Genomic DNA, 19,321 nt, shown 5'->3' on the forward strand with positions numbered 1-19,321 from the left:
TCCACACCCCCAAAAACAACAAAAAACCCGACGCAATGAATGCATCAGGGTTATTTTGCAAATATCGATTTAATTTTGCCGAAAAATCCGGGCTTTCCTGTGTCCAATGACATCAGTGGCACGGATTCGCCAAGAATGCGACGAGCAATGTTGCGATAGCCGATGGCAGCCGGGTTGGATGGATCCATGACAATCGGTTCTCCTTTATTCGAAGAAGAAATGACATTTTCATCATCCAGTACAATGCCTAGTAAATCAATCGACAAATGAGTTGTAATATCGTTGACGTCGAGCGCGTCACCTGACGACATCAACTGACGTTTAATACGGTTAATAATTAGTTTCGGCGGTTCAATGTCTTCCTGTTCGAGCAGCCCAATAATGCGATCTGCATCTCGAACGGCCGAAATTTCCGGGGTCGTGACGACAATCGCGCGGTCCGCTCCTGCAACTGCATTTTTAAAACCTTGTTCGATGCCCGCGGGACAATCAATCAAGATATAATCATAATCTCGTTTTAGTTCTGTAATCAATAGTTTCATCTGCTCCGGATTGACCGCATTTTTATCGGTTGTCTGGGCAGCTGGTAATAAAAAAAGACCTTCTTCAAAACGTTTATCTTTCACCAAGGCTTGCTGCACCTTACAGCGACCTTCAACCACATCCACAAGATCGTAAATGATACGGTTTTCAAGTCCGAGAATGACATCCAGATTCCGAAGTCCAATATCAGTATCAATGAGACATACTTTCTTCCCTTGAAGCGCCAAAGCAGTTCCTAAATTTGCGGAGGTCGTCGTCTTGCCGACACCACCTTTACCAGATGTTATTACAATTGCTTCTCCCACACTTAGCTACCTCCTTTAAATGATGACAGCGCAGGTCGGAGTACCCGAAGTTCCTGAAGACGGTTAATGGCGATAGACCCGTTCGGATGCAAATAAGCACATTCCATTTCTGGGCGTTCCGACAAAACAGTCAATTCATCCGTCATCGTCTCCATTTTGTCCGCAATAATGAGATGCGTCGCTTCAAGCCACGAGGCAGCAATGACTGACTCAACATTGCCATTCGCACCCGCATGAGCAATCCCTTTGAGACGCCCAAGAACGAATATACTACCGGCTGCAACAACACGACCATTCGGATTAACATCGCCGATGACTACGAGATCACCATCCGCCTTCACAACCTGCCCTGACCGGACGATGCCAACAAAAGTTTCAGATTGTTTCTCAAGTATTTTCCGGTTACATTCTTCCATCGTGATGACATCACTCTGAATCTTTGAAACACGTAAATGAGGAGATTTATGAATAATGCTCATAATTTCCTTTAATTCATCTTCATTACAATAGCGGCTACCTGTATGGACTTGCACTTCCGCAAGGCCCTCCAAGCTATTTTCTTCTACTTTTCTACCAAGCTCCGCAATCATATCCGAATAGGCGCATTTGTCATCGAGACGAAGGACGAGCCCATCTTTCGTCCCTTTGATTGCTACATATTGCTGTTTCGTCATTTGTTGCGTCACCCCACGCTCTCTTTCTAATCAATCACGCCATATCATTGCATTCCCTTTTTATCAATGAGGCTTTTAAATATCAGACCAAACATTCCAACAAAAACAGAATTGGCAATCATCGTTGGGACGAGCCTGCCGGTAATGAATTCATCTAATCCAATCGAGGTTAATGATACAAGGCTTGCAAAAAAGTAAGACAATAATTCAAGTACGGCAATGAGGAATAATGCCAAAAACATCACCGTAACCACATTCCGATGAACTTGGCGTATAATTAACGCTGCGATAAAACAAATTAAAGGAAAAAGAAATGCATATAATCCAATAATATCAATATGGAACATATCATACAAGAGTCCAAGTGCAATTCCGTAAATGATTGCGCGCTGACGACTATAATAGACTGCTATAAAGATAAGATACACAATAACAAATCGAGGGACAAGTGTATACCTCATGTCCCCAATATCAATGGGGGAAAAGAGGCTAAAAACAGGCTCCATGAAAAACAACAAGACGGCAACGAGAGGGACGACGAATCGAATCATGATCCCCCCTCCCCCTCAGTATCCGCAGTGTTGTCGCCATCTGTTCCATCCACGATAACCGATGTTCTTTTCGCAATCATCACATGATCCAGCATTGTAAATTCCGCTGCCGGACGGATATAAGCCAACTTTGTTAAGCCATAATCATCTGTCGATATTTCCGTCACTTCACCAATGAGAAGCCCTTTCGGGAATATTCCCCCAAGACCTGATGAAATGACTTGCTGACCCACTTCAATAGCAAAACTAGAATCAATGCGCTTCATAATTAATTCGCTACGCTGGCGGTCATATCCTTCTATAAGCCCAAACGCAGGATCTTCCCCAGGAATAACCGCAGCCACTCGGAAATTACGATTTTCTGTCGATAATAGTTCCACCGTAGCAGTAAACTTGTTAACTAGCACGACTTTGCCAATTAAGCCATCTGCCGTAATGACCGCCATATTCTTCTCGATACCGTGCACTTCGCCTCTATCAATAATAATTTTCTCTTCCCACTGATCGGGATTGCGAGAAATAACGGTTGCATGAATCGGCGCGTACGCCCTCAAATCATCTTCCTTATCGATAATGGCAAGCAGACGATCATTTTCCGCCCGAATATCCGCCAATTCGGCTTGGTTGGAGGCGTACTCACTCAATCTCATTTTTAATTGCTTATTTTCTTCATATGTATTCAAAATCCCATCAATATTCCCGATGACACCTGTAATATAATGCGCCGGCTTCGAGAAAAGTGATTGCCCGAAGCCGACGACGTCTTTCACAATTTGTTCTGGGAGCGAGGCGTTCTGCCGGTCTTTGAGGGAGAATGAAATTAGTGCTACGAGGACAATTACGCCGACGAGCAGTAAAATCAATCGTTTATTTGAAAAAAATCGCGGCATTGCCTGTATCCTCCCTCATTTATCTTGATTGCATCTTTTTAATTAAATCAAAGTTATCCAATGCTTTACCCGTACCGATTGCTACACAATCAAGTGGATCTTCCGCAATGAATACAGGCATATTCGTTTCATCAGAAATAATTTTATCAAGGTTCTGAAGCAATGCGCCCCCACCTGTTAAAACAATTCCGCGCTCCATAACATCTGAAGATAGTTCAGGCGGTGTCGTTTCAAGCGTTTTCTTGACACCATCAATGATTTGCATGATCGATTCACGCAATGCGCCAGCAATTTCACCAGAAGAAATTTCGAGTGTTTTCGGCAAACCTGTCAATAGGTCACGCCCACGAATCTCCATCTTTTCTACCTTTTCAAGATTCCCAGTAACTTTCGCAGAGCCAATCTCGATTTTAATAGCTTCAGCCGTCCGTTCACCAATCGTCAAGTTGTATGTCTTGCGGATAAAACTAATAATCGCGTTATCCATCGTGTCACCACCGACACGAATCGATTCACTCGTTACAATACCTCCAAGTGAAATAACGGCAACTTCTGTCGTTCCGCCACCTATATCGACGACCATACTTCCTGTAGGTTCCCAAACTGGTAGATTTGCACCAATTGCAGCTGCAAACGGTTCTTCAATTGTAAAGGCATCCTTAGCCCCTGCTTGACGTGCAGCGTCCGTTACCGCGCGCTGTTCAACAGAAGTAATCCCGTAAGGAACACAAATCATCACATTCGGCTTTTTAAATGAACCGCCTGCTGTTTTCATTGCTTCCTTCATGTAATGCTCAATCATTGCTGTTGTAATTTCAAAATCAGCGATGACGCCATCTTTCATGGGGCGAGTCGCAACAATCGAACCTGGCGTACGACCAATCATATTTTTAGCAGCACTACCGACTGCTACAATTTCACCTGTGTGTATATTTTTTGCTACTACTGAGGGTTCCCGAAGGACAATCCCCTTACCTTTAATGAAAACTAATGTATTTGCTGTGCCGAGGTCAATCCCGACATCCTTTGATCCAAATCCAAACAAGACTGTTCTTCCTTTCTCCTTAACCGCTCAATTACGGCCTTCATGAAATCATACACCCTAGTATAACGGATTGGAGAACAAAATTACAGTGTCAATCGAATTAGTCGAGGTTTAATGTAGCTTCCACTTTTTTCCGAACACGCAAAGAATACAATAAAAAACTCATCCCATATAGCCCTTCTCTTTCAAACTGATGAATTGATGATCGCCGATGATGAGATGATCGAGAGTCTCAATGCCCATAATTGACCCCGCTTCTATCAAACGTTTCGTCACTTCAATGTCCTCCGGAGACGGCGAGGGATTGCCACTGGGGTGATTATGTGCGCAAACTATCGAGGCTGCTGAACGTTTGACGGCTTCGCGGAAAATTTCCCGCGGATGAACGATGCTAGAGTTTAAGCTCCCAATAAAAATCGTCTGCTTATGCAGCACTTCGTTTTTGACATTGAGAAAAAGCACCACGAAATGTTCCTGACTTAGAGAAGACATATCCGTCATCAAATAAGCAGCTGCATCTTCAGGCGAACGAATGGTATAGCGTCCATCTGAATGCTTGCGATATAATCGTTTACCAATCTCCGCCGCCGCAAGCAACTGAACCGCCTTGGCCTTGCCGACTCCTTTGACGGACATCATCTCTTCAATCGTTGCATCCTTCAAATCTTGAATTTTATCGAACGAAGAAAGGATACGATTGGCAAGCACCAGCACTGATTCATCCTTTGTACCTGTCCGCAACAATATAGCAATGAGCTCTTGGTTGGATAAACTGCTCGCACCTTGGTTGATGAGTCGCTCACGTGGCCTGTCCGCAATATGTACATCCCGAATCATCATTTTAGGCTGAAGGTCAATAGTCAATGAAAGGATCACCGTCCTTCAAAGAAATGAGCGCAAGCCTTCGTAAGTGCTCCGTTAACTTGGCGATTGGCAAGCCCATAACATTGAAATAATCACCGTCAATTTTTTCGACGAGCAATGCCCCAGCCGTTTGAATGCCGTAACCGCCTGCCTTGTCCATCGGGTCGCCAGAAGCTACATAGGCATCTATTAATACATCGTCTAGCTCACGAAATGTGACAGCTGTTTCAACCGAGAAAACACGTAAAGTCCCACCCATAGCAACCCCAACGCCCGTTATCACAATATGTGTCTTGCCAGAAAGCTGTTGTAAAAATGTTTTGGCTTGCTCTTGACTAGCCGGTTTCGGATAATGCCGTCCTTCGTGCACAACAATCGTATCGGCTCCAATCACAATGTGATCACCATACTCTTTGGCAATAGCCGCCGTTTTTCTTGAAGCTAACTCTCTTGCATAAGCCCCGAAATCACCCGTCGTCATCTCAATATCTTCCGAAATATGACTTGGTAAAACTGTGAACGGAAAGCCAAGTAAGCTTAATATTTCCTTGCGACGCGGTGAAGCTGAAGCTAAAATAACTGGTCTAGCCGTGTTGAAATTCATCATACATTCCTCCTTTCCTCCATCATACTGGAAAACAGGATTTGTGGAAATTGTATCAAAAACACAAAAATGAGATTTGGCCTGTTTTTCGCACTTAAAATCCGAATTTGACACAGTTGTTTGTTGATGAATAATGGGAAAGTAGCTTCAAACGAATGACCCGTAAATCTGTTGTAAACGCTGTAATGGTGGTAATATTCTTATAAAAGTCTTTCATTTCCCCTTCGTCTTTTGCACCCTTTTGCTGGGCCACCAAATTTTTAATTTGCCCCATTTCTGTTGCGGCTAGCACTTCATGTAATTTCCCTGCCCCAATCGCCCCACAAGTCGCTATATTGACCGAGAAAGATTTACGAAAAGTCCCTTCGTACTCGCTCGTTTCAATTTCCCCTTCCTTCAAGCCAACTGCTGACCATACGAAATAATTACCGCCTGCATGAATGACCTCGGCTTTCGCCAGTGATGGATCTTCTGCAATAAATAAAGCAGCCGCTTCCGCTGACGAAAACACACCATGCTGCTTCGCAAATAACTTCAATGATTGCTCCTTATCGGTAGGTGGCGTCTCCACAGGTGTTTCAACTGCCGCCGGACCAGCCGTCGGCACTTCCTTGCCACTTGCACTAGGTTCAACCTTCCCTTTTCCAATAAAAAGGACGAGACCAATTACTACAACAGCTGCAACACCAATCACAACGCCATGAAGCATCGCCATCACAACAGTCATTTTCGAATATCGTTTTCCGAATTTCATTACAGACCACCCCGTTTTATCTAGCTTCAGCGCCTAGCGGCTTTCGCTTTTACTACAAGCGTAGCAGACTGGACATGAAAAAGAACAAGACGTATGTCGTCTTGTTCTACAAAATTTATCGACTTAATAGAATAGATTGCCATACCATGCGACAAAATCAGCGCCCCAGAAATAAGCGATGACCGCAGCCACTGCAATCGGCGGACCAAACGGAATCGGCGTTTTTCGTCCTTTTCCTGCCCGTTTTAACAAAATTGTTCCCACAATCGTCCCAATCAGCGCCGCTATAAACAGCGTCAACAATGTATGCACCGTGCCGAGCACAAGCCCAATGACAAAAAACAATTTGATATCCCCACCGCCCATGCCACCTTTCGACACGACCGCAATGACATATAGCACACCAAAGCCAACGAGCGCTCCAAGTAAGCTATTCCACCACGGCTCTAGGGGGATGAACAACCGAGCCCCGAACAACACGACAGCGAACGGCAGCAACACCTTATTCGGAATGAGCATATAAGCAATGTCCGACACCGTAATAATAACGAGCAGCGACATGAATAGTAACGCAATGACAAGCTCCCCACTAAGCCCTAGCTTATAAAAAGACAATGCAAACAGCACGCCCGTGATAAATTCCATAAACGGATAGATGGGGCTAATTTTCGAGCCACACCCTCGGCACTTCCTTTGTAAAAACAAGTAGGAAAAAACCGGCACCAGGTCAAGAGCCCCAAGTTTCCGGTCACATGTTGTGCATTGGGAAGGCGGAGATACAATCGATTGTTTTTTTGGTATCCGCAAGCCAACAACATTGAAAAATGAGCCGAAGACGATGCCGTAGATGAAAAATAATACTACTAAAACCATTTCCATTTAGTCGGCCACATCCTCTGCGTAAAACGTCGTTAATTGAACTGTTACGGGTATTTGTTTATCAGGATCATCTTGTGTCAATTCCACTTCACCTGGTACTTGATTAATAGTAACACCATCGATACGTACTATACGTTCGATTGCTTCTAGCTCTTGTAGAAACAACATCAAATGCTCCTCATCCAAAACTTGCATTTCTAGCTCCAACGACATCAGTTTTAACTCCGTTGGCAATGTTTCAATATTAATAGGCGTAACGGGTTTCTCTCCCTCCGCCACCTCTTTAGTTGTACTAGTCTCTGTTTGTTCAGTGGCTGTAGCCGTTTCTTCCTTCGACTTGAAATTTTCCGCTTGCGCTACTGCTTCATCATAATTATTAAATGTCATCTTTAAAATTTGAGAATCACTCATCACTTCTACCTCATGAATCGAGCGCAATAAGTTATCCAATTGACGCTGGGCAGGGAGCTTTTTACGAAGTTCAAAATCACCCGCACCCCCTGTATCCTCCGCACTCAGTACAGCAACATGCTGCTCCAAAGTCGTAATGTCGGTTTGCAACTGACTAATCGCTTGCTCCGTCTGTTTTTTCGTTTCCACTTTCGGATAAATAAAATAATAATAAAATGCACCTAACAATAATACAACGACAATTCCTAGGAGAACCGCCAATGACTTACTTTCATTTAAAGACTGCTTCATTGGACAATACCTCCCGTACGTAAATAAGTCGGATCAATGGTCACTATAAAGCGATTCGCTAAACGACTGATAACGTCAAATGACTCAAGCGTTTCCTCACTCTCTACTGGATCAAACGTTTCAATCTCGTCCACTTTAATATCTGCAAAATACGCACTGCCCACCAAATCACCCAAATAAGTCGCTGCTTCAGGCATCGTTTCAAAGTCCATAACAAACTCGATTTCATTATCCGTTAATATAAACTCACGTATATAAACATGATCGCCCCGATAGACATTGAGTTCTGCTAGCAATGGCGAAACCGGATAGGTGACTTTTTCTAACACCCCAACCATTGTAGCCAAATCCATTTGTTCAGGCTGCTCTAACTCCGCAATTCTTGCTTCAATCGTTGTTTTATCTGCCAACAAGGCTTGCTGATCCGCCTGCAAAATCTTGACACTGTCCGTCAACGAAAAATATTGAAAAGCTAATCCCCCGACAATAGCTATAAAAGCTATAACCACAAGTAGGGACCCCCATTTACTGCCGCCAGATTTCCGCTCCATTTGCGGCAATAGGTTAATTTCAGGAACCATTTAAGCATCCCCTTTCAATGCTAGCCCAATCAGTGCCGCATGCTTGGCCTCAAATTGCGGATATTTTTTTTTGACAAATACATCGTCAATAATGGCAATTGGCGTCTCATCAATAGCCGACCGCATTTGCGCGGCGATGAAATCCATTTCAGGATGATCACCCATCATGACAAGCTCGTCAACAGATTTCTCCCCTTTATGTAAAGAAAAACGATAGAAATTCAAAATACGTTCAATCTCCGACACTTGGTTCGCTAACGACTGCTGATATTCTTCCATAAGGCCGTCAAATAAAAAGACATTGCGTTCTTTGCCATCAGATTCATAGCGCCAATTACGGGATGACGTTTCCGTCGGTTGATAGCGCAAGAAATCAACATTGCCTTTGGAATAAATGCAAACAGACACTGCATCAATCGACCAATCTGCAATTAAGTACGTCTTGCCTGACGAAAAGAAAGAAGCATGATCCAAAAAGCGAATATTGGACAATGTCCGCACATCCAATACCGTCGGATGCAGGTGTACATCTACAAATAATTGCATCAATTTAAATGCTTCTTCGGAAGGAGCCGCGAAAATAATCGCTTCCCCATCATCCGCTTTAGGATCATAGACATCTATAAGTGGTTCGTCAAACGGTAAATGGAGCGTGCGTCCCAATTCCATTTCCACATAGCCTTTTAATTTATTGGACTGAATATCTTTCGGATGTTCAAATGCCCGCATCATAACAGAATGATCCTGCGCAAAGAATCGTACATCATGCTTCGCAATACGCCAATCTTTCGCTAACTCTTTCAACAACTCAAAAAAAGCCAATTCATCTTGAATGGTTTCATCTACGACCAAGCCGGCCGGCAATGGATATTCATAAATAGTAGCATTCGCTACATCTCCATCCTTGACGATAAAGACACGAATCAAAAAATCATTCAATTCCAGAGACACAACTCGATTCTTTTTACTACCAAACATGTGCTGGGCTCCTTTCCTACAAAACGGTTATTTCATTTACCATTCAGCGCAATGATGAGTCATTACGTTGGATGGTGAATGAAAAGAGAGACTACAGCAGCGGTTGGGCTGCTGTAGAATGAATAATATTTATTAAACATCCCAATAAACCTATACGGTCAGCACTATATAATTTGGGATAGTATTAATAACAATTACCTAGTAATTTGAACGCTTCCAGTTGCAATAGCATCTGTACCAGCGGCTGTAATTTCAGCATTAGTAGCTTTAATGAACTTAACTGAAACTGTAGTACCATTTTTAGCAACCCCAGTTAATTGATTCCCACCATCTATTTTATCAACTTTAAAAGTCGCATCGCCTTTAAATCCGCCCTCATCATCTAAATAACCAGCTTTCAATTGAGTCAATGACACTGTAGTAGCTCCAGTGTCAGTAAAATAAATGTTTGCTGCTGCCAGCGCGTTCTGTCCATCCGCTTTAAGCGCATTTACTTTAGAATTCGTAATAATATTCCCAATCGCCGGAACCGCAATCGCTGAAATAATACCCAAAATAACTATCACTGCCAATAACTCAACAAGCGTTAAACCTTTCTCATTCTTCATTTGTTGCTTGAATTTTTTCAACATAATAATTCCTCCTGTTTTGATTTAATAGCACTGCGACTTGCATTTGTTCTTTCTGACTCCTTTCCAGGGTGCCAGTCACTCACACAACTAATAATGGATGGCAGCCAAAGGTCGCCGCGTCCTGCGGCAAAGGCTGCACACCTGCATCCTGCAGTCGAATTGTGTGAGTGACTGGCACCCGTTAGAACTAGACTTGCTCGTACAAACTAAACATCGGTACCATAATCGCTAACACAATCGTTCCAACTACTGCTGCCAAAAAGACAATCATCAACGGTTCAATCAAGCCTTTCAGCGTATCGACTGTTCTGTCGACATCATCTTCGTAAAAGTCTGCAATTTTCTCCAGCATGTAATCAAGTGATCCTGTTTGTTCCCCAATCTGCGTCATTTGCGTGACAAGTGGTGGGAACAGCCAGCTTTTTTGTAGTGGAGCCGATAATGAACTTCCTTTTTCCAAGCTGGCTCGCGACTCCAAGACCACTTTCCCCATGACAGGATTGCCAACCACTTTTTCAACAATCGACAATGCTTGTAAAATAGGAACAGAACTACTAAACAATGATGATAATGTACGCGACATACGTGCAATGGCTGCTTTTTGCAAGAGCTTGCCAAATATCGGCATACGTAACAAAAAGTAATGCACTTGATAATGGAATTGCTTATTGTGCTTAAACAAATAGTTAAAAGTAACGACTACCCCTACCACGATAATGAGCAATAACCACCAAAACCCTCTAATAAAATCACTAAGTGCCATGACGAATACGGTAATAGCTGGTAGTTCCGCATCGAAATCGGCGAACATGCCCACAAATGTCGGCACTATCGTCAACATGAGAAAGACGACAACGACAATCGTCATGACAAATAGCACAGCGGGATACATCATTGTCGATTGGATTTTCTTTTTCAAATTATGCTGTTTCTCGTAATAGCTGGCGAGTCGTTCTAGCGTTTCATCCAAATTCCCCGTCGCTTCACCTGCGCGGATCATATTGACAAACATTGGTGGAAACACCTTACTACTTTTTGCCGCAGCTCCTGAAAAAGTTGTTCCTGTACGGATATCTTCTTCGACTGCAAATAACGCTTTTTTCAATGTCTTACTCGTCGTTTGTTCTGCCAATATTTTGGTTGATTCCACAAGGGAAACCCCTGCTCGAATGAGCGTCGCAAACTGGCGACAATAGACAACAAAATCTTCGTTTTTCACTTTGCCGCCAAGCGCAAGCTCTTTATGGAAAATGCTATTGGATTCAGCTATTTCGCGCGGATTAATGCCTTGCTTACGCAACTTAGCAACAGCGGCATTTTGATTTTCAGCATCGACAATCCCTTTTTTCATCGACCCTGTCGAGGTGCGTCCACTGTATTTAAAGACCGTCATATAAAGTCACCTTCATTCAAAAAAGGTTTGGCATCGTCATAATGCAATAACCCGCTAGCCATTAACTGCTGGATGGACGTTTCCAATGTGTGCATGCCTAGTTTGCGGCTTGTTTGCATGACGTTTTGAATCTGATGCACTTTCTCTGAGCGTATTAGGTTGGAAATGGATGGTGTTTGGACCAGTATTTCCGTTGCCGCCACACGCCCTCGCCCATTTTTTCTCACGAACAACCGCTGCGACACGATGCCTTGTAACACGTTTGCCAACTGAATGCGAATTTGACTTTGCTGATGAGGTGGAAAGACGTCAATAATTCGGTCAATCGTTGTTGCCGCACTGCTCGTATGCAAGGTGGCTAGTACGAGGTGACCCGTTTCAGCCGCCGTGATGGCTGTAGAAATCGTTTCTAAGTCACGCATCTCTCCAACAAGAATGATTTCGGGATCTTGTCGCAATGCTGCTCGTAAGCCATTGGCGAAGCTTTGCGTATCCATGCCGATTTCACGTTGATTGACGACTGATTTCTTATGTGGATGCAAATATTCAATCGGGTCTTCCAGCGTAATAATATGCTTGGCATAGTTTTCATTGACATAGTCAATCATCGCGGCCAGCGTCGTCGATTTCCCTGAGCCTGTCGGGCCCGTCACTAAAATGAGTCCTTGCGGTTTTTTGGCTAATTCGATCAAAACATTCGGCATCCCTAATTGCTCGATGGTCGGTATTTCGGAAGAGATTAGACGAGCTGCAATTGACACTTGTCCACGTTGGTGATAGGCATTGATACGAAAGCGACAGTACCCTTCTAGTGCAAAGTTGAAATCGGCTTCCCCTTTAGTCTCGAAATCTTCTTTTTTATTGCTAGGCAAAATATGCTCCACCATCTGCTGCAATTCTGATGATGTGTAGACGCGATCCCCGAGTTGACGCAACTGCCCGTCGACCCGAAAAACGGCAGGAATCCCGAATGACAGATGCAAATCGGATGCTTGTTCTTCATATGCTTTGGTTAACAGTTGTACAATGATAGTCGACATTCCTTCACATCCTAATCAGAGGTCGCTACGCGTAGCACTTCTTCCATCGTTGTCAGTCCATCGACAACTTTTCCTAGCCCGTCTTCTAACAACGTCTTAAAGCCCTGACTTCTTGCATATTCACGAATTTCTGTCGGACTACTGTGGCTCATAATTTGCGCTTTGATCGTATCATCAATCGGCAGGATTTCATGAATCGCTAAGCGGCCGCGATAGCCCGTCTGGTTACACGATGGACAGCCTCTTCCCGTCGTGATTGCTGAAATCTTCAAAGCGTATTGCGTAAACATCTTCGTCTCATGCTCATATGGCTCACGTGATTCAGCACAATCTCGGCAAATACGTCGCACCAGTCGCTGTGCCATGACCCCAATCAATGAGGAGGACAGTAAATACGATTCAACGCCCATATCGGTAAGCCTCGAGATCGAGTCAATCGCATTATTCGTATGCAATGTACTAAGCACTAAATGCCCGGTTAATGATGAACGAATGGCAATCTGTGCCGTTTCCATATCTCGAATTTCCCCGACCATAATAATATCCGGGTCTTGCCTGAGAATGGAGCGTAAACCCGCTGCGAACGTCAAGCCGACTTCATCACGCACTTGAATTTGGTTGACCCCTTGTAACTGATACTCAACTGGGTCTTCAACGGTAATGATATTGACTTCCTCATTATTTAAGTGATTCAAGCCCGCATACAGTGTCGAGGATTTCCCTGAACCCGTTGGACCCGTTATTAAAATAATGCCGTTTGGTTTATCTAGCATCGTTTGGAATAATAGTAGATTGCTGTGCGTAAACCCGAGTCCATCTAAGTCGTTTACCGCTCGACTTAAATCGAGAATCCGCATCACAATTTTTTCTCCGTAAATCGTCGGTAACGTCGACAGTCGAATATCAATTGGTCTGAAGTTGACAATCGACTTGATGCGCCCATCTTGCGGAATACGATTTTCCGTAATATTCAAGTTGCCCATGATTTTGACACGCGCAATGATAATATTTTGCATGTTTTTCGGTAATGAACGTTCTTCCCGTAATACCCCATCGACACGATATCGAATCTTTAACTCCGATTCTTGCGGGTCAAAGTGGACGTCACTCGCCCGTTGTGCAACGCCATTGGCAATAATTTGATTAACCAGTCGAACAATCGGAGAATCTTCGTCCGTTATTTGATTTTCAGTCTCCAAATCCGTCGGCGTCAGATCATCCAGTGCATCATCCATCGATTCTTGCAAATCATAATACTTGGTAATCGTTCGATAGATATCATCTTTAGCTGCGATACTCGTCTCAATTTGATAGCCCGTTGTCATGCGCAATTCTTCAATCGCAAAATAATCCATCGGGTCTGCCATCGCTACAAGTAGCTTATTACGGTCTTTTCGTACCGGCATCAAATTCGCACGCTTAGCTAATTCTTTTGGCACAAGCTGAATCAGTTCCGGTTCAATTGCGTATTGGTTCAAATGGATATGCGGAATACCTAGTTGCAGCTCCAGCACTTCAATGAGCTGTTGCTCGGTAATTTTCTGGGCACTTATTAAATAGTCCCCTAGCTTGTCCGCGCGACTCTTCTGCGCAAGGGCCTCGTCCAACTGATCTTGACTGATGACACCCGCTTCCATTAATAAATCCCCAAGCCTTTTACGCTTTTGCATTTTCACCACGGTATCACCCCGTTCCTAATTATTGTGGGTCAGACGTTATCAAATTACCGCCTTTATCATACGTAGCACCCTCTGGGATCGGCTTACCGTTTTCATCCGTCAAGGCAGATTCTTCTCCGGCAGTTGAATCATCTTTATTTGAAGTCGTTTGACTACTTGGTGGGTTTGTCGACGTGTCAACCTGTGGTTGTGGTTCTGTCGGCGTTATCTCACCCGGTTCAATCATAGATACTGGCGGTGTCAACGATGACACTAAAATTACCGTATCGATAGGTGGGTAGAAATCGCGACTAATCACTTCAAGCTCTCCACCTGGTAGCTGCCTATTCACTTGCACACGTAAGCCATTCTTTCCTTCTTCTAACACTTTCTCTTGGCCCGCCGGTAAAGTAGCAGTCAATCGATAAATGGTTCTCGGTTGGACAACTTCCAATTTCAACACATCATACGTAACCTTAGCACCCGATTCAAACGAATAGAGTTCAATGACTAACCGATTTTCTTTTACAAATGCAGTAATGATGACTGGACGGTTCGTGTTGTTGACAAACGCGAAATCCTGCTTCCTTTTCGCATCTACTTTCACTTCAATTCCAGGTACTAAATAGCCTGAAAGACGATGTTGCGAATGACGCTCTTGAATTTCCATTTCTGATTTCAGCACTGCGCTATATAAAGTAGAGGCGATGAAATTTGCAGTTTCTTCATTATATAAATTGCCTGCCTCCATCAATTTCTCCAAGAATGAAAACGACTCTCCATTTAAGAGCGTCGTATCATTTACTGCTTCAATGATTGCTGACAAACCATTTGTATTGACGACAACTTCTTGCGATTCAAAAGAGACTCGACTTAGTAAATCTTTCGTCAAGACAACTTCCTGTGCTTCAACAGGTCCTGATTGCAAATAGCTCGCATGGTTGACGATTGCTTCAATTGTTTCATCTACAAAAAAATACGGAGCTTCCTTCAGCGCTTCATATATTTTTTCATCCACAGATACGTTTAGTGGTAATTGAACTTTTTTATCGTCACTTAAAAAATTATACCATGGTTTGGCAGATGCGCTGATATACTGCTGCGCAGTGTTTTTAATGTCGAATTGGATGTAGTTACTTGGAATAACAATCTTTGCAGTTGTTCCTTGAACGATAAGGTCATTTTCTTTCCATTTCGTTACTTCTGTGGCCAATAGCGCCTCGATATCAGATATTTTTTTGTCCCCAACATCAATTCCCGCTATTGATCCAGTTAACAAATCACCTTTGGCAGATACGATTGAAGGTGGAACAATGACTTGATACAACAGAAAAACAATTAGAACACCCCATGTAATGATTGGATAATAGTATTTCATTGTCATATTGAATTTAACTCCCTTCACCTTCATCTATCTAAGCAATTTTACACTTGTTTCAATTCCCTTTTGCCCCAAGTGTTTTCCGAAAAGATTCTATTAGTTTAGAATTATACCGTAAAAGTAGGAATAAGCAACTAGTTTTGCTAGATTTATTTTACATTTTACTAATTTTCAATATATTTTAGTCCTTTTGTCCTAAAAAACGACATGACCATAAAAAAACATACAAAAAACAACTTTTCGACATAATTCAACAGCCTTTTAGCCAGTATTATTTTACAACTTCACAACTGTTTTCACCAGTTTCACAATATTCAAACCTGTAATTACAAAAAATCACCACAGCCTTGTGTGCTGCGGTAACCTTACACTATTTACTGCCTCTCATTTCATACTGTCATAATCTCTTCCCTAGAAAACACACCTACACGATTCCTGCCCGCCTGCTTACCGCCAATATAAAGAGCCCGGTCTGCATTACGTAACAGTAATTTGGCATCCTCTGCGTCTTCTGGTACAGTTGCGACGCCGATACTGAGGGTCATGCGAACATCCATAGGACTGCGATCTTCTGACAAATCCGGAATGATGCGGAACACAGTCGTCGCTATTTCTTTCCGGATTTCCTCTGCAAGCTCAATCGTTTCCTTTTTCCCTTTGTTCGGGACGATGAACACAAACTCTTCTCCACCGTATCTAGCAAGTGTAACGCCAGGATCCACATATGTCCTAAGAACCGTCGCTAGCGCACATAACAGGTCGTTGCCGCTTTGGTGTCCATATGTGTCATTAATCGATTTAAAATAATCGATATCCAAAATAATGGCGGACAGCGAACTAATTTCACCCGTATGGTAACGGATAATCTCTTCATCCAATTTTTCATCAAGATAGCGAAAATTATGCAATTTAGTAAGTCCGCAGCGCTCGCTTTGCTCAACCGTTTTTTCATACAATCGGGCCTTCAGTAATGAAACTGCAAAATAACCCGTTAGCATATCGACAATTTTCATGTCGAGCGCATGAAACATATTTTTATGATTTGAGGTAAGAATAAGGAAGCCTTCTGTCTTCTTATTACGCTTAATAGGTGCAGTCATCACACTTTTAACCGTTGGCGAAAACTCGAAACCTCTTAAAATACCAACATCTTTTTTCGTATTAAATATCCTAGTAGTTTCCATATCAAGTCCATTATCTAGCAATATCTTCGATTGAAAAACCATTGCTTTCACATTTTTGGTTGCCTGATTATTTTCATACCCCATAAGCATAATAAGATGTGCTCCCGTCCGTACATCTAACACATAGGCATTCTCATAGGACACCACATTTCGCAATTTCACAATGAAGGTTCGAATCACATCTTCAAAGACTAGACGATCTGCAAGTTCACGACCAATCACACTGGCAGAAGCTAGTTTGTCGTTCAGATTATCTGACCGGTGGTAAATTCTACTAATGCGTAAAATAAATAGAAAAGGAATGCCACATAACAAAATGGACTCAATGCCCACATATAAATTCAAATAATATAGCGTAATAGTAAACGGAAAGACAAGCATTGTTGTGACATAATCCCATACTGTAGCCCTACTTTTTATAGCGTATCTACGTGACAACATTGCGAAAAACAACTTTAATAGCAGGCTATTTATTACCATATAAGTGATTGCGTAAATAATGCCAAACAGTATAAAAGAAGAAAAATCCGTTATCCCAATCTCTCCGCCAACACCATGAAACACTAAGGCACTGCTAATCGATACTAATGCAAACATAGATGAATTAATTAAAAAACGTTGCAATGTCGGCGTAGAGGTTTTTCCACTAAACAACAAAATAATCATAGCTATTTGCATAAATACTAATTCGGCAAATACGCCGAATTGAAAAAAGACTGTAAATGTAATCCAACGTTCCAACGAAATCGTTACATTTGAAAGACGCATGGGCATCAGCATTGTAATGACAAGGATAATAAAGTAAAGGGAGATGAGTAGCCAATCGATGTCCCCCGGTGGCATGTGGTCAAAAGCGAAATAGAAACAGGGAGGGACAATGACTATCCAGGTTAATAACAATAGTATTCGTGTTTTTTCTGAAAACTGTATGCCTTCCCCCTCCTTTCTATTTTCTCATTTCACATATGTGGCTACACGATTTCGCCCAGCCTGTTTTGCACCGATATACAACGACCGATCTGCATTGCGCAACAAGGTCATCGCCTCGTCCGTATCATCGGGGGCCGACGAAATCCCCATACAGCATGTAATATGAATCGTTTTCGAATATTTATCTTTATCAAGGTCTGGAGCAATTAGAAAATCATATCCCCCAATTTCAGTTCGCAGGTTTTCAGCAAAATCATAGGCAGCTTCCTTGGTCATCCCAGGCAAAATGTAGACAAACTCCTCCCCGCCATAACGCCCTACGGTCCCTTCCTCTGGGAGTGCAGCTTCCAGTTTCCTTGCCAGCATATAGAGAATGTCATTGCCACTTTGATGACCATACGTGTCATTTACTTTTTTAAAATAATCAATATCGAGCATTACCACAGACAAATTGTCGTAGACGCCACTGTTAAACTGCTCCATTTGATAAGCAAGTCGTTCTTCAAGATACCTATAGTTATAAAGGCCAGTTAATGCACAGCGCTCATTTTTCATAACTGCCTCTTGCATATAGCGTGCTTTTTCCACAGAGATGGTGAAGTACGAACAAAGCAAATCTAAAATTTCGAGATGATAGACTTCAAAAGCCGATTTCTTATTGGAGCCAAGCAACAAGACCCCTTCAATTTTTTGGTTTCGCATAATGGGTATACATAGCACACTTTGTAATTCGCTAGGTGTATAGCCTTGGATTGTCATAAGCCACTCTTCTCTTGCCGAATAGATCATTGGCTCATTTTTTTGAAGAACGAGCCCTGCTAACCCTTGCCCTGAAGCTAATCGCTCCATTTCAATGTTTTTAGGCTTGCCATACTCATAGGAGCTGATAAGTTCTAACCAACCATCCTGATGATCAAAAAGATAAGCAAAATCGACTTCGAAAAGGTTCGATACTTTACTGACAAACGCATCAATCACTTCTTGTTCCGTCATCATCGCGGAAAGTTCTTGCCCGATATCCCCCGCTCGTTTCAAGTACCTATTAATCTTCTCCGAATTATTATAAAGCCGAACAATAAACGTGATAAAGAAAAATGGAACGACTAGCAATAGAAACGCCCCTGACCCGATTATATAAATCATATAATAGAGTGATAATGCTAACGGAATAATGACCAATACAATTGCATAGTCTGCTAGAATTTCATTCGCGGTATACAGTGACCTTATTCTCTTATAACGCACATAGATCCGTAACACAATATCATTAACAATCGAATGAACAAGCTGGTAGGACAAGACGCTCACAAACATCAACCAAAATTTAGTTGACCCAAGTTCCCCACCAACCCCATAATAAGCAAATGATGCTAAAACCGATAAGATAAAAAAGAGCGTCGAGTTAAAGAAAAAACGTTTTTGCAATGTTAATGGGCCGGAAGAAGAAAACAAAGTTGCTAGAATGGCGAATTGCATCACTATTATTTCTATAAACAAACCATACATTAAAAAAGCTGGTATAGTTAGCCACATCACAAGAAATACAGGTGTTCCTTTCCTGATGAAAGGGAAATAGATAGTTAGAAAACTGAGAATCATAAAGATGGCTACATTAGACCAGACCACTTGCACAGGAGGATAATTGATAAAAACAACATACATACCTGGTGGAACGATCAATAACCACAATAGGAAATACTTCATTGTGGACCTATCTATAGCTGTCATTTACT

Annotated in this window: 19 protein-coding genes; all 19 read right to left on the bottom strand. The window is 42.5% G+C overall.

Going from position 1 to position 19,321, the window contains the following annotated elements; genetic code table 11:
* Window positions 1–50 precede the first annotated feature (50 nt).
* The 19 genes from minD to R2B72_RS04945 all read right to left on the bottom strand — a co-directional run bounded on the left by minD (window position 51) and on the right by R2B72_RS04945 (window position 19,316).
* Window positions 51–848: a septum site-determining protein MinD gene (gene minD / locus R2B72_RS04855; RefSeq protein WP_318615177.1), complete on the bottom strand. Its 798-nt coding sequence runs from the start codon at window positions 846–848 to the stop codon at window positions 51–53.
* Between the two features lie 2 nt (window positions 849–850).
* A complete protein-coding gene (gene minC, locus R2B72_RS04860; RefSeq protein WP_318615178.1) occupies window positions 851–1,522 on the bottom strand; it encodes a septum site-determining protein MinC in 672 nt (223 codons plus the stop codon).
* Window positions 1,523–1,566: 44 nt separating this feature from the next.
* On the bottom strand, window positions 1,567–2,073 hold the full coding sequence (gene mreD / locus R2B72_RS04865; protein ID WP_318615180.1) for a rod shape-determining protein MreD: 507 nt from the start codon (window positions 2,071–2,073) through the stop codon (window positions 1,567–1,569).
* The gene (mreC, locus tag R2B72_RS04870) at window positions 2,070–2,963 is read right to left on the bottom strand and encodes a rod shape-determining protein MreC (protein ID WP_318615182.1); all 894 of its coding nucleotides are present in this window, start codon (window positions 2,961–2,963) and stop codon (window positions 2,070–2,072) included. Before mreC ends, mreD begins: the two co-directional genes overlap by 4 nt.
* Before the next feature lie 19 nt (window positions 2,964–2,982).
* Window positions 2,983–4,008, bottom strand: coding sequence for a rod shape-determining protein (locus tag R2B72_RS04875; protein WP_318615183.1), 1,026 nt, complete (start codon window positions 4,006–4,008; stop codon window positions 2,983–2,985).
* Window positions 4,009–4,170: 162 nt separating this feature from the next.
* A complete protein-coding gene (gene radC, locus R2B72_RS04880) occupies window positions 4,171–4,845 on the bottom strand; it encodes a RadC family protein (RefSeq protein WP_412177796.1) in 675 nt (224 codons plus the stop codon).
* Window positions 4,846–4,861: 16 nt separating this feature from the next.
* A complete protein-coding gene (locus tag R2B72_RS04885) occupies window positions 4,862–5,476 on the bottom strand; it encodes a Maf family protein (RefSeq protein ID WP_412177797.1) in 615 nt (204 codons plus the stop codon).
* A gap of 94 nt (window positions 5,477–5,570) precedes the next feature.
* Complete coding sequence (locus R2B72_RS04890) at window positions 5,571–6,230, bottom strand: hypothetical protein (RefSeq protein ID WP_318615186.1); 660 nt, start codon at window positions 6,228–6,230, stop codon at window positions 5,571–5,573.
* A gap of 123 nt (window positions 6,231–6,353) precedes the next feature.
* Window positions 6,354–7,109, bottom strand: coding sequence for a prepilin peptidase (locus tag R2B72_RS04895; RefSeq protein ID WP_318615187.1), 756 nt, complete (start codon window positions 7,107–7,109; stop codon window positions 6,354–6,356).
* Window positions 7,110–7,811 (bottom strand): hypothetical protein, encoded by a 702-nt coding sequence (locus R2B72_RS04900; protein ID WP_318615188.1) that lies wholly within the window; start codon window positions 7,809–7,811, stop codon window positions 7,110–7,112. It abuts the gene before it with no gap.
* Window positions 7,808–8,392, bottom strand: a complete 585-nt coding sequence (locus tag R2B72_RS04905) for a hypothetical protein (RefSeq protein ID WP_318615189.1) — start codon at window positions 8,390–8,392, stop codon at window positions 7,808–7,810. Before R2B72_RS04905 ends, R2B72_RS04900 begins: the two co-directional genes overlap by 4 nt.
* On the bottom strand, window positions 8,393–9,370 hold the full coding sequence (pilM, locus tag R2B72_RS04910; RefSeq protein ID WP_318615190.1) for a type IV pilus biogenesis protein PilM: 978 nt from the start codon (window positions 9,368–9,370) through the stop codon (window positions 8,393–8,395).
* A 194-nt stretch (window positions 9,371–9,564) separates the two neighbouring features.
* Entirely contained in the window at window positions 9,565–10,002 is a 438-nt protein-coding gene (locus R2B72_RS04915) for a type II secretion system protein (RefSeq protein WP_318615192.1), read from the bottom strand.
* A 187-nt stretch (window positions 10,003–10,189) separates the two neighbouring features.
* Entirely contained in the window at window positions 10,190–11,395 is a 1,206-nt protein-coding gene (locus R2B72_RS04920) for a type II secretion system F family protein (RefSeq protein WP_318615193.1), read from the bottom strand.
* Window positions 11,392–12,435 carry a type IV pilus twitching motility protein PilT gene (locus R2B72_RS04925; RefSeq protein ID WP_318615195.1) on the bottom strand — a complete coding sequence of 348 codons (1,044 nt, stop codon included), beginning with the start codon at window positions 12,433–12,435 and terminating at the stop codon, window positions 11,392–11,394. The genes R2B72_RS04920 and R2B72_RS04925 overlap by 4 nt, the downstream gene beginning before the upstream one ends.
* 11 nt (window positions 12,436–12,446) lie before the next feature.
* On the bottom strand, window positions 12,447–14,105 hold the full coding sequence (locus R2B72_RS04930) for a GspE/PulE family protein (RefSeq protein ID WP_318615268.1): 1,659 nt from the start codon (window positions 14,103–14,105) through the stop codon (window positions 12,447–12,449).
* Between the two features lie 28 nt (window positions 14,106–14,133).
* Window positions 14,134–15,477 carry a VanW family protein gene (locus tag R2B72_RS04935; protein ID WP_318615196.1) on the bottom strand — a complete coding sequence of 448 codons (1,344 nt, stop codon included), beginning with the start codon at window positions 15,475–15,477 and terminating at the stop codon, window positions 14,134–14,136.
* Window positions 15,478–15,863: 386 nt separating this feature from the next.
* Window positions 15,864–17,501 carry a GGDEF domain-containing protein gene (locus tag R2B72_RS04940; RefSeq protein ID WP_318615197.1) on the bottom strand — a complete coding sequence of 546 codons (1,638 nt, stop codon included), beginning with the start codon at window positions 17,499–17,501 and terminating at the stop codon, window positions 15,864–15,866.
* Between the two features lie 111 nt (window positions 17,502–17,612).
* Complete coding sequence (locus tag R2B72_RS04945; RefSeq protein ID WP_318615198.1) at window positions 17,613–19,316, bottom strand: diguanylate cyclase; 1,704 nt, start codon at window positions 19,314–19,316, stop codon at window positions 17,613–17,615.
* Window positions 19,317–19,321 lie beyond the last annotated feature (5 nt).

The sequence above is a fragment of the Sporosarcina sp. YIM B06819 genome (assembly GCF_033485175.1).
GTDB lineage: Bacteria > Bacillota > Bacilli > Bacillales_A > Planococcaceae > Sporosarcina.

What these genes read in the sequence shown, in the direction of transcription:
- R2B72_RS04915 (WP_318615192.1), bottom strand. Translation starts at nt 10,002, where the DNA reads ATGTTGAAAAAATTCAAGCAACAAATGAAGAATGAGAAAGGTTTAACG.
- R2B72_RS04930 (WP_318615268.1), bottom strand. Translation starts at nt 14,105, where the DNA reads ATGCAAAAGCGTAAAAGGCTTGGGGATTTATTAATGGAAGCGGGTGTC.
- minC (WP_318615178.1), bottom strand. Translation starts at nt 1,522, where the DNA reads ATGACGAAACAGCAATATGTAGCAATCAAAGGGACGAAAGATGGGCTC.
- R2B72_RS04935 (WP_318615196.1), bottom strand. Translation starts at nt 15,477, where the DNA reads ATGACAATGAAATACTATTATCCAATCATTACATGGGGTGTTCTAATT.
- pilM (WP_318615190.1), bottom strand. Translation starts at nt 9,370, where the DNA reads ATGTTTGGTAGTAAAAAGAATCGAGTTGTGTCTCTGGAATTGAATGAT.
- mreD (WP_318615180.1), bottom strand. Translation starts at nt 2,073, where the DNA reads ATGATTCGATTCGTCGTCCCTCTCGTTGCCGTCTTGTTGTTTTTCATG.
- radC (WP_412177796.1), bottom strand. Translation starts at nt 4,845, where the DNA reads ATGATTCGGGATGTACATATTGCGGACAGGCCACGTGAGCGACTCATC.
- R2B72_RS04945 (WP_318615198.1), bottom strand. Translation starts at nt 19,316, where the DNA reads ATGACAGCTATAGATAGGTCCACAATGAAGTATTTCCTATTGTGGTTA.
- R2B72_RS04920 (WP_318615193.1), bottom strand. Translation starts at nt 11,395, where the DNA reads ATGACGGTCTTTAAATACAGTGGACGCACCTCGACAGGGTCGATGAAA.
- R2B72_RS04940 (WP_318615197.1), bottom strand. Translation starts at nt 17,501, where the DNA reads ATGCCACCGGGGGACATCGATTGGCTACTCATCTCCCTTTACTTTATT.
- R2B72_RS04905 (WP_318615189.1), bottom strand. Translation starts at nt 8,392, where the DNA reads ATGGTTCCTGAAATTAACCTATTGCCGCAAATGGAGCGGAAATCTGGC.
- R2B72_RS04900 (WP_318615188.1), bottom strand. Translation starts at nt 7,811, where the DNA reads ATGAAGCAGTCTTTAAATGAAAGTAAGTCATTGGCGGTTCTCCTAGGA.
- mreC (WP_318615182.1), bottom strand. Translation starts at nt 2,963, where the DNA reads ATGCCGCGATTTTTTTCAAATAAACGATTGATTTTACTGCTCGTCGGC.
- R2B72_RS04890 (WP_318615186.1), bottom strand. Translation starts at nt 6,230, where the DNA reads ATGAAATTCGGAAAACGATATTCGAAAATGACTGTTGTGATGGCGATG.
- R2B72_RS04885 (WP_412177797.1), bottom strand. Translation starts at nt 5,476, where the DNA reads ATGAATTTCAACACGGCTAGACCAGTTATTTTAGCTTCAGCTTCACCG.
- R2B72_RS04895 (WP_318615187.1), bottom strand. Translation starts at nt 7,109, where the DNA reads ATGGAAATGGTTTTAGTAGTATTATTTTTCATCTACGGCATCGTCTTC.
- R2B72_RS04925 (WP_318615195.1), bottom strand. Translation starts at nt 12,435, where the DNA reads ATGTCGACTATCATTGTACAACTGTTAACCAAAGCATATGAAGAACAA.